This window comes from Streptomyces sp. 8P21H-1 (assembly GCF_013302945.1).
Map to the genome: position 1 here is coordinate 295 of NZ_JABTYA010000286.1, position 7,912 is coordinate 8,206.

Annotated in this window: 7 protein-coding genes; 6 read left to right on the top strand and 1 reads right to left on the bottom strand. The window is 72.6% G+C overall.

Annotation, left to right across the window (positions count from 1 at the left end):
• The first annotated feature begins 66 nt into the window (after positions 1-66).
• The 3 genes from HO151_RS06115 (at position 67) to HO151_RS06125 (ending at position 4,061) form a co-directional block, all read left to right on the top strand.
• The gene (locus tag HO151_RS06115; RefSeq protein ID WP_173895081.1) at positions 67-1,044 is read left to right on the top strand and encodes a DUF389 domain-containing protein; all 978 of its coding nucleotides are present in this window, start codon (positions 67-69) and stop codon (positions 1,042-1,044) included.
• A 190-nt stretch (positions 1,045-1,234) separates the two neighbouring features.
• Positions 1,235-2,464, top strand: coding sequence for a CdaR family transcriptional regulator (locus HO151_RS06120; protein ID WP_173895082.1), 1,230 nt, complete (start codon positions 1,235-1,237; stop codon positions 2,462-2,464).
• Between the two features lie 118 nt (positions 2,465-2,582).
• On the top strand, positions 2,583-4,061 hold the full coding sequence (locus tag HO151_RS06125; RefSeq protein WP_173895083.1) for an FAD-binding protein: 1,479 nt from the start codon (positions 2,583-2,585) through the stop codon (positions 4,059-4,061).
• Between the two features lie 17 nt (positions 4,062-4,078).
• Here HO151_RS06125 and HO151_RS06130 read toward each other — a convergent pair whose 3' ends face one another.
• A complete protein-coding gene (locus HO151_RS06130; protein WP_173895084.1) occupies positions 4,079-4,648 on the bottom strand; it encodes a hypothetical protein in 570 nt (189 codons plus the stop codon).
• A gap of 811 nt (positions 4,649-5,459) precedes the next feature.
• Between HO151_RS06130 and HO151_RS06135 the strand changes: the two genes are divergently transcribed.
• The 3 genes from HO151_RS06135 to HO151_RS06145 all read left to right on the top strand — a co-directional run.
• A complete protein-coding gene (locus HO151_RS06135; RefSeq protein WP_173895085.1) occupies positions 5,460-6,431 on the top strand; it encodes an ACP S-malonyltransferase in 972 nt (323 codons plus the stop codon).
• Between the two features lies 1 nt (position 6,432).
• Complete coding sequence (locus HO151_RS06140; protein ID WP_173895086.1) at positions 6,433-7,539, top strand: arylcarboxylate reductase; 1,107 nt, start codon at positions 6,433-6,435, stop codon at positions 7,537-7,539.
• A 135-nt stretch (positions 7,540-7,674) separates the two neighbouring features.
• Positions 7,675-7,912: hypothetical protein (locus tag HO151_RS06145; protein ID WP_173895087.1), on the top strand; the 238-nt coding region annotated here is incomplete at its 3' end.

Here is a 7,912-nt window from a genome sequence, read left to right on the forward strand (position 1 = left end):
TCCGGGACCGGAGCGGACCGTCCCCCGAGTACGCCCGCCGTTCCGCGGCGTGGTTAACCTGCTCGCATGCTGCACCTGCGCCTGATCACCCCGTCCGACCGGACCGACGCCGCGGTGCGGCTGATCGAGGGGACGGTCGGCACGGCCCACCTGGCGGTCGTGCCGGGGGCCGCCCGCGACCCCGTCGGTGACATCGTGATGGTGGACGTGGCGCGCGAGGCGGGCGACGAGCTGATCAGCGGCCTCTGCGACCTGGGCATCGACGAGTGCGGGTCGATCTCCGTCGAGAACATCGACCTGTCGTTGTCGAAGCGGGCCGACGACGCGGAGGAGAAGGCTCCGGGAGAGGGCGCGGACGCGGTCCTGTGGGAACAGCTGGCGGAGGGCACGCACGAGGAATCGACGCTGTCGGTCACGTATCTCGCCTTCATCACGCTCGCCACGATGATTGCGGCCTGCGGTGTGGTCCTCGACAACGCGATCCTCATCGTGGGGGCGATGGCGGTGGGCCCGGAGTTCGGTCCGCTGGCGGGCTTCAGCACCGCTGTGGTCCGGCGCCGACCGCGCCTGGCCGTGCGCTCGCTGACCGCCCTGCTGGTGGGCTTCGCCGTGGCGATGGCCGCCACCGTGCTCTTCAGCCTCCTGATGGACGGCCTGGGCCTGTTCACCGAGGCACAGCTGGAGGCCGAGCGGCCCAGCACCGCCTTCGTCTACGCTCCCGACGCGTTCTCCTTCGTCGTGGCCGTCCTCGCGGGCATCGCCGGCACCCTCTCGCTGACCTCGGCCAAGTCGGGTCTCCTGGTGGGTGTGGCCATCTCCGTCACCACGGTCCCGGCCGCCGCCAACGCGGCGGTGGCCCTCAGCTACGGAGACACCGCCCAGACCCTCGGCTCGACCAACCAGCTCCTGCTGAACCTCCTGGGCATCGTCCTGGCCGGCACCCTCACCCTCCTCACCCAGAAGTGGCTGTGGCACCGCGCCCGAGCCCGTCCGAGCCGTCCAACCCGTCCAACCCGTCGGGTCCGTTCCGACCGCCTGACCTGACACCCAACAGGCACCCGGAACGGCGCCGATTTCCGTCATTCCTCACCGGAACGGTCGCGGCGCGGCCGGCGCGTGCCGCGGCAAAACATCGCAACAGCCCAATCCACAGCAGCAGTTCACCCGAACACCTCCAGGAGTCCGCATCGCGACGGCGGTGCGGGTCGGACGGGAGCGGGACGGGGAGGACGAGATGGAGAGTCTCTTCACGAGGCTGACGAAACGGGTGGACACCAACGCACGGCACGCGATGGACGTCTACCGGCAGGAGGTCCGCGAGTACGGGGTGCTGGAGCGGGACGCCCGCTCGCGGGCGGCGGCGCTGGAGTACACGGTGTGGTTACGGCGGCGCACCATCGAGCTGGCGGAGCGGGAGCAGCCCCTCGGCCCGGACGATCTCGCGTTGATGGCGTCCGTCGGGAGACAGAGAGCCGAGAAGGGGCTGTCCCTGCGGTCGCACCAGCAACTGGTCGTCTCGCACACCAGCCTGATGCTGCGTGAGATCCAGGAGGCCACCGAGCCGGGCGACGGCGACGACCTGATGCGCCTGATGCGGTGGTTCGGTCCGCAGGGGACACGGGGCGGCGACGCCTACACGTCCGGCCACGTCGAGGGGCAGGGGCGCCGCGCGTCCCTCGTCAGCCGCGTCCGGGCACTGACCGAGGCGCTGCTCGCCGACGATCCCGCCGCGTCGCACCTGGCGCACGGCGTCGGCATGCGCCTTCACCCGGGTTATCTGGTGGCCGTCGTCCGGCTCCCCGCTCACCCGTGTCCCCCCGCCGCCCGCCGGGAGAAGATCACCGAGGCTCTCGTACGGCGCCGAGGGGTGCCGATCATGTGGCGTGACCCCGGGGAGGTGGTGGCACTGACCCCTGCCGACCCCGGCTGGTCGGCCGACCCCGACCAGCCGGTCGGCCCCGACCGGTCGGCCGGTACGGCGCCGGCGGTGGGGGACCGCGCTCTCTCCTTGGTGTGCGACGTCGCGGAAGCGGTGGGAGGCCCGTGCGCGGTCGGTGTGTGCGCGGGCTCCGTCGGCGCACTGGCCGAGGCCTTCGCCCGGGCGCGCGGTGTCAGCCGGGTGGCTCCGATGCAGGACGGACCACGCCGGCTGCACACCCTGGCGGACGTCTTCCTCGAACTCGGCGTCGCGCGGCTGCCCGAGGCCCGGAGCTGGCTGCGGGACATCGGCAGGAAACTCGCGGACGGGCCCGACCTCATCGCCACGCTGGAGACGTACTACCGCAGCGACATGAACCGGGCGCGGGCGGCCGTGGCGCTGAACGTCCATCCACGGACGCTCGACTACCGCTTGCAGCGCGCCCGGGAACTCACCGGGATCCATCCCGGCTCCACCCATGGCGTACGGGTCCTGAGCGTCGCGGTGAACCGGGCGCTCTCGGGAGGCCCGCCGGCCGTGGGGTGAGACGGGTACGGCCCCGGAGCGGCGCGCGGGACGGTTCCGGGCGGTGCGTCCGTACGGCGGCCGCCCTAGAGTGGGCGGGTGCCGCACGGTTCATCGGATCCTTCCCCTGGAGGAACGCATGTCCCGCACACCGCCCCGGCGTGCCGCACTGCGTGGCCTGGCGGCCGCCGGGACCGCCGTGATCGGCTTCGACCCCTTCACCCGGAGCTGGACGGCCGCGGCGGCCGGCCGTCCGCCGCACGGCGTTCCCGGGCTGGACGGCAGCCTGCACACCGACGAGGCGTCGCTGGGCGCCGCCGCCGACGACTTCGGGCACGTCGTGCACCGCCGCCCGGCCGCGGTGCTCAGGCCCGGTTCCGTCGAGGACGTCGTGACGATGGTGCGGTTCTGCGGCAGGCACGGCATCCCGGTCGCACCCCGTGGACAGGGACACGGCACGAACGGCCAGGCGCAGGCCGAAGGCGGTCTGATCGTCGAGACCGCCCCGCTCGACACCGTCCGTCCCCTCGGACCCGGCAGCACGGGGGTGCGGGCCGGCGCCGGAGCCAGGTGGAGCGACGTCGCGAAAGCCACGCTCGCACACGGCCTGACACCCCCCGTCCTCACCGACTACCTCGAACTCTCGGTCGGCGGGACGCTGTCCGTCGGCGGCCTCGGCGGTCAGGCCCACCGGGTCGGCGCCCAGGTCGACAACGTCCTGGAGCTGGAGGTCGTCACCGGCGCGGGGGAGCGGACCCGTTGCTCACCGGCCCGCCACCGCGACCTGTTCCACGCCGTGCTCGCCGGCCTCGGCCAGTGCGCCGTGATCGTCGGCGCCACCGTGCGCCTGGTCCGGGCCCCCGAGTCGGTACGCCACTACGTCCTGCCGTACGACGACCTGCGGACCTTCCTCGACGACCAGCGCCTGCTCGTCGAACAGCGGCGCTTCGCCTACGTCGAGGGGCAGGTCACCGAGGACGCCTCCGGAGTCTTCCGCCAATACGCCGTCGAGGCCGTCGCCTACGGACCGCCCGCCGGGGAGACCCCCGACGACACGGCGCTCCTGCGCGGACTGCGGCACGACCCGTCGGGCACGGAGATCACCGACCTCGCGTACTACGACTTCCTCGACCGGATCGCCCCCGGCGTCGCCGCGCTCAAGGAGGCCGGTCTGTGGGGGTACGCGCACCCCTGGCTCGACGTGCTGCTGCCCGGCCGTACGGCGGCCGAGGTCGCCGGCCGGATCCTGGGCGCCCTCACCCCGGCGGACCTGGGTCCGGGAGGCGTGGTGCTGCTGTACCCGCTCGTACGCGAGCGGCTGCGGACCCCGCTCCTCCGGGCGCCCGACGACCCCGTGCCGTACCTGCTGGCCGTCCTGCGGACCGCACCGCCCGGGGACCCGGCGACGGTCCGGCGCCTGCTGGCCGCCAACCGGTCCGCCTACGACCTCGTCCGCGCGGCCGGCGGCACCTGGTACCCCACCGGCTCCGTGCCCCTCGACGACACGGACTGGCGCCGGCACTTCGGTCCTGCCTGGCCCCGGCTGGCCGCCGCGAGGAGGACGTACGACCCGCACGGGATCCTCGTACCCGGACAGGGGATCTTCCGGCGCCCGTGAGGGCGCCGGCTAGCGGTTCACCAGGTGTGGGCCACGTCCACCACGAGGCGCCCGTCCAGTTGCAGCACCCGGAAGGGCAGCCGGGCGCGCACCCCGAGCCCGAACTGCGACTGGCCCTCGAAGCTGCCGGCGAACCTGGCGTCCTGGAAGGTGCGGTGGCCGCCGAGGTCCACGCCCGGCAGCGGCTGTCCCACCCGGCCGGGGTAGGTGGGCGTACCGGAGTCGTGCGCGGGCGCCCTGACGCTCACCTCCAGGACGGCGCCGCCGCGGACCGGGACGGGGGTGCCGGTCGGGTCCTGGATCAGCTGGTCGACGTAGCGCACGGTGTACCCGAGCCGGTCGGCGGGCGCGCCCGGGACGTCGACGACGAACCGGTCGTAGCAGTCCTGACGGCCGGTCCTGGCGTTCGTGACGTACGCGCCCGATGTGCTGGACCAGTCCGTCCTGTCGAGGCTGCCCCAGCCCGTCGGGCAGGCGGCAGCCGTCCGCCCGGCGGCGGCCGGCGCGGCCACGGCCGGAACTGCGACCGCACCCAGTACGGCGGTCACCAAAACCGTGGTGACCCAGATGTTTCTGTTCTTCGGCATTGCGTCCGTCCCCCCGTGCGAGATTGTTCGGCACCCAGGGAGACAGCCGAGGTGGCGCGGAGGTTGCACACTCCTTGACGGGAAGTTCCGTCCCGTCACCGGCGCGACGTCCGATCCGGTCCCCGACGGCGCCACTGGGCTGTGAACGCGTCAACTCCGCGAGGTGTCGGGGGCGACCGGAAGCGCTCCTCGGTCCGGGGGCGCGCGCCCGTGCGGGGCTTCTCCGGAACGGTCGGCCACGGCTTTGCGCCACCTCCCGGTGGACCGGGCGCGCGCAGGCGCGCCGGGCGGCGGCCCCGTCGCCCGCGCACGGCGATCACATGCGGCACCCGCCGGAGCTGTTCCTGACCCCGGACGGAGGCCGGGAGGGTGATATGGAGCTTATTGTTCCGGGCGTGGGCGAACGCGTGCCGAAGCGTGTGAAGTGATTGATTTCCCGGGTGCGCGGGGGGTTCCGGGCTGGCTTATTTCTTCTTTTCCGCCGCGGCCGGACGGCCTGTGCGGGCATGGCCGGATCGGTGAGGTGCCGTTCTGTCACCACCGTCCCGGTGTTAGGCTCGCCGAAGTCAATTCCCGTACTTCTCGACGTCTGTATGCCGTCGCCCGCCGGCTCGACCCCGATTGATTCATCGCCCGATTTTTGTGGGCGCGAGCCGGGTCCCGGTCGCCGTGATGCCGGTTTTCCTGAAGCTCTTTTGTCGAAGCGCGGGAGATCTTCGCCGGTGATTCCCCATCGGCGCCGCGTCCGTTCTCCGCGGAAAGAACCTCGAAGAAGCTCGAAGAAGCTCACTGAAGTGTGACAGGAGCGAGCATGTCCCTGGGGTACCTGTTCGGCGGTGGCGTCGGCACCGAACCGCACGGGATCGAACTGTACGAGGCGTCGCCCCTCGTACGGCGGCTCTACGAGGAGATATCCGGGTGGACCGGTCTGACGGCCGAGCAGATCCTGCGCGGAGAACTGCCCGAGGGACGGGAGCGACGGCAGAGCGCGGGCACGGTACGCGAGGCGGCGCTCGCCGTCGCCGTGCACGACCTCCTGGCGGAGGCGGGCCTGCGCCCGGACGTGGTCGGCGGACTGAGCCTGGGTGCGATGACCGCCGGCTGCCTGGCCGGCGCCCTGGACCGCCGGGCGCTGTTCACGATGCTGGCCCGGGCGGCCGACGCCCCGGACCCCCCGCCCGGGGCCGCCGACGAGGGCATGGCCCTCGCCTTCGTGCGGACCGGGGACGAGGAGTCCCCACCGCCCTGGCGGGAGCTCCCGGACATCCACCTCGCCGGTGACTTCGGGCCCGTCGTGGACGGCTCGCAACGCATCGTCATGCTCGCCGGTCACCGCACGGCGATCGAGCGCCTGGCCGCCGGGTCCGCGCCCGGCGCGATCGTGCCGCTGCCCGGCCGGACCATCGCCGTGCACTCCCCGCTGCGCAAGCCCTTCCGCGACTTCATGGCGCCCTGGGTCGCGAAGATCCCTTTCACCGCGCCCCGTATCACCCTGCTTTCCTGTCTGGAACGCGCCGAACTGAGAACGGCGGACGAAGTGCGCGACATGTTCGAGCGGAATCCCACCGATCCGATCAGTCTCGTCGACATCTACGAGGGCATGCTGAGCCGCGATGTGCGACTCGGTCTCGTCATGGGGCCCGCGATCCCCGAGGGAATTCTCGCTTTCCCGTTCCCCGTCGTCCACGTGGAGACCCCCGAGCACATAGAACTCGCCGTCAGTACCGCCTACGACCTCGGAATCGAATTGTCCGAGGCCGGCTCCGGAATTCGGGAACGCTGACATGCGACGGGCCGGGCACGCAGGGAGGCCGGAGGAGGACCGTGCGATCGCCCCCGACGTGCTCGTCGAGAAGTGGCTCGACATCGACATCGACGAATGGACCCGCAAAGTCGTACGGCGCACCTTCGACGCCGAGGACGGAAGCCCGTACTGGCTGGGCCGCCGCGAGCAGCTCGACTTCGACCCGTACGACATCACCCGCCATGAAGAGCTCACGGCCTTCGGCCCGTTCCCGCTCGCCGACCTGCGCGGTGTGGACCCGGTGGACCTGGTGCCGCGCGCCCTGGGGCGGCCGCTCGCCGGCCGCGTCTGGGACACCGGCGGCACCACGGGTACGCCCTGCCGCGTCTTCTACACCCCCGCCATGCTCCGCCACCGTGCCGTCTGGCGCCACTGGTCCTTCGTCCACGAGGGGTTCGCACCCGGCCGCAGCTGGCTCCAGGCGACGCCGAGCGGGCCGCACCTCATCGGGCACGGCGCCTGGGAGGTCGCCGAGCTGCACGCGGGCCTGGTGTACGCCGTCGACATGGACTCCCGCTGGGTCAAGCGCCTCATCCGTGAAGGGCGCCCGGCCGACGTCGAGCGTTACACCGGCCACCTCCTGGACCAGATCGACGACGTCCTCGACCGATCCGGCATCGACTACCTCAACACCACCCCCGCCCTCTTCGCGGCGCTGTGCAGACGCTCGCCCGGGCGCGTCGCCGCCCTCGCCGGAGCACGCCTGAGCGGCACCCAGATCAACACGGCGATGCACCGTGACTTCCGCACCGCCCTCGACGGCGGCATCTGCGGCATCAGCTACGGCAACACCTTCGGGAACGCCGCCTTCCTCGGCGTACCGGACAGCGGCGGCCCGATCGCGTACATGCCGAACTATCCGCAGGTCACCATGGCCGTGGTGCGCAAGGACGACTGGCGCTCGGTCGTCGCACCCGGCGCGAACGGCCGGGTCCGCCTCACCGTTCTGCACGACGACCTCTTCCTGCCCAACATCCTCGAACGCGACCAGGCGGCACGCCACACCGACGCCGGGTGGCCCTGCGACGGCGTGGCCGACGTCCGTCCGCTCCAGATCGCCGCCACCGCCCCCGAGGGCCTGTACTGACGGACCTCCGCTCCGAGACCCACCCGCACCGACGCGGACCCCGGCCCCCGGCCCGCTCTCCCCACCGAGGCGTCCGCACCCCGGCGCCCCGCGGACGCTGTCCCGTAGTCCCCGCGCGTGCTGAGGAGCCATGGCGTGAACCTGTCCGATCCCCCTGCCGGGACCCCCTTCCTGTGGACGCTGTCCGGCGACAGCAGGGGCGCCCTCGCGGCGCGGGCGCGACGGCTGCGCGACCACCTGCGCACCCTGTCCGGGTGGAGCCCGGCGGACATCGGACTCGCCCTCGCGCACACCACGACCGCCCGGGGACGGCGCGCCGCCCTCGTGGCCCGGGGACCCGAGGAGTTCCTGGACCGCCTCGACGCGCTCGGCC